Source organism: Robbsia andropogonis (assembly GCF_000970345.1).
GTDB classification, from domain to species: domain Bacteria; phylum Pseudomonadota; class Gammaproteobacteria; order Burkholderiales; family Burkholderiaceae; genus Robbsia; species Robbsia andropogonis.
The window spans coordinates 1-2,192 of sequence record NZ_LAQU01000137.1; the positions used below are offsets into that span (position 1 = coordinate 1).

Annotated in this window: 2 protein-coding genes and 1 pseudogene; all 3 read left to right on the top strand. The window is 58.3% G+C overall.

The genetic code is table 11. From position 1 onward, the window contains the following. Positions 1-150: 150 nt before the first annotated feature. Positions 151-573: pseudogene (locus tag WM40_RS32790) on the top strand (lytic transglycosylase domain-containing protein); the annotation flags it as partial. A gap of 229 nt (positions 574-802) precedes the next feature. Then, a complete protein-coding gene (locus WM40_RS26500) occupies positions 803-1,276 on the top strand; it encodes a hypothetical protein (RefSeq protein WP_157793819.1) in 474 nt (157 codons plus the stop codon). Further along, positions 1,269-2,192: CpaF family protein (locus tag WM40_RS26505; RefSeq protein ID WP_046154559.1), on the top strand; the 924-nt coding region annotated here is incomplete at its 3' end. The genes WM40_RS26500 and WM40_RS26505, both read left to right, overlap by 8 nt.

Consider the following 2,192-nt stretch of genomic DNA (forward strand, 5'->3'; position numbering starts at 1 on the left):
TCGGCCGCCGCCGCCGCCTCGCTGTGGACCGCCGCCGGGGCCGCCGCCGGGGCCGCCGCCCGATGGAAGTAGTGGCGCTCAGCAGTAAGCGATTCTCTCGATAGGCTTGCGTCGACACTTTGGGTCGGCGCGTTCATAACAGGTGCTTGGATGTGGTTGCGTGATTCGAGTGTTTTTCAGATAGGAGTACTGATAGCTGTGGGAGCCTCGTTTCCTTCGGCCAGGGCCGATTGCCTGGACGATGCCGCGACTTACCACAATATCTATCCGGCACTCGCTCGCGCCATCGCCATGCACGAGTCGCGCATGAATCCACGTGCCATCGGACCTGCTAATAGCAATGGCTCGTATGACATCGGCTTGATGCAGATCAACTCGTCGTGGTTGCCCATGCTTGCGCGGTACGGCATATCACGGGATGCCTTGCTTGATGGCTGCGTCAACGCCTACGTCGGAACGTGGATCTTGCAACAAAACATCCGGCAATACGGATACAACTGGGAAGCGGTCGGCGCCTACAACGCGACCACTGAATCAAAGCGTCAGAAATATGCGAGCGCCATCTATAAGCAACTGAGTAACGTGCTGGCTGGTGCTGATCCTGCAAGCGCGATGTCGATCATGCCGGCAGGCGTGAAGCCTTCAGCAACAGCGTCGCGTGCTTCTGTCACGCCGGTCCAACACGCGGCGCACGCCACGAGGCAACGCTCGCACAGCATCGATGCTTTTGAAGCGCATAACAACTGGCAAAACACGGCCGTTGCCGATCGGACATCTTCGCTCGCGGCCTACGAGGTCGAAAATGAATAAATCACCGCTTACAGCCGTCGCGTTTCGTCGCGAGAGGTTCGTTATTGTGGCGTTACTCGTCGTGTTGCTGGTGAATCTATTTGTCAGCAATCGCGCTCACCAGCACGAAATGACAGCGCATGTGACAGCCATTCATGCAATGGCGGACGCCTCGCTTTACGCCGGGCACGCGGTACTAGGTACGTCCCTCGCAGCAGATCCGCAAAACGCCGAGAGTATCGCCAAAGCGGCGGGTGCGTGGTTGCCGTCTGGGCAAGACCTGCAGGCTTTGGTCGGCGTCGAGAAGGCCAACATGATCACGAACCTGCGCTTTAGTGCGGCGGCGGGCAAGCTCAGCATTGCCTACGCGATTGCATCAACGGTCTTGGAACTGTTTGCCGTCGCCCTATGCGCCTACCTCGCCTTGCGCGTATTACTGCCGCAAAAGCGCAACGCCATTACCGATGGCGGGCACGGCCATGAATAAGCGCGACGCCGAACAGGCGCTCCTCATCCTGCGCACCCATTTGGAGCCAATCGTTCCGTTCATGGATGATCCTGCCGTGCAGGAAATCATGATCAACCGGCCCGATACGATTTGGGTCGAGCGCTCTGGCGAAATGGTCTTGCAGGAGGGGTGCAAAATCGCGCCGGAACGGCTGGAAACGGCGCTCAATCTGATCGGCAATCTAAATGGTAAGCCGCATATGGCCGTCATGGATGCGCGTATGCCCGGGCTTCGGATCGCCGCGGCGCGTGCTCCGACGTCGATTCATGGCACCTCGATGAGCATCCGAAAGCATTCTGTGAACCGGATTTCGCTCGATAGCTATCTCGCGCGCGGTGCATTCGATGTGCAGGCGCGAGACGCCCGGCAAAGCCAGATCGATCACGAAATTGCCCAGATGCTAAGTGCCATGCATGAAGGTGGCACAGCCGTACGCGATTTCTTCCAATGGGTCATCGAATCCAAGACGAACATCATCCTCTCGGGCGCAACATCTTCGGGCAAAACGACGCTCCTCAACGCGTTGACCGAAGCGATTCCTGCGGAAGACCGTGTGGTCACGATCGAGGACACTGCCGAGCTGCAAATCGCTGTACCCAATTATGTCTCGTTCGAAACCAACGAGAGCGAAGGCATCACCATTAGACATCTGGTGCGCCTGGCGCTTCGGTATCGCCCTAATCGCGTGATTGTTGGCGAGGTGCGTGGTGCCGAGGCATTTGACCTATTGGATGTGCTCAATACCGGACACCCAGGCTCGGCGGTCAGTTTTCACTCCGACACCTCCGATCTGGCGCCGGCTCGGCTGGAATCAATGATACGCATGGCGCCCGAGACGCAAAACTGGCCGCTTGCTGATTTACGGCGCCAGATCGCAGCAACGTTTCGCTTCATC